The sequence below is a fragment of the Klenkia sp. AC732 genome, from assembly GCF_979256525.1.
This window is the reverse complement of the sequence record NZ_CEEDOS010000204.1, coordinates 1-211: the sequence shown is the minus strand read 5'-3', so window position 1 is coordinate 211 and position 211 is coordinate 1. Positions and strand designations below refer to the sequence as shown.

Annotated in this window: 1 pseudogene; it reads left to right on the top strand. The window is 79.1% G+C overall.

What is annotated here, in order from left to right:
• Positions 1-211, top strand: a pseudogene (locus AC0IVP_RS22290) (hypothetical protein); the annotation flags it as partial.

Here is a 211-nt window from a genome sequence, read left to right as displayed (position 1 = left end):
CCGGGCTGGCCGCGCTGGCGCTGCTGACCCTGGTCGGCGCGATCGCCTACCGCTCGTGGCTCTGGGCACCCCAGGTGCTGCTCGACCTCGCGGTCGTCGGCTACGTGATGGTCATCCGTGCCGCGGCTCAGCGGGAGCGGCGCACCGCCGTCCGCCGTCAGGCCCGGGTCGCCGCCCGCCCGCCGGTGCAGCGTCCCGCCGCCCGCCCGGC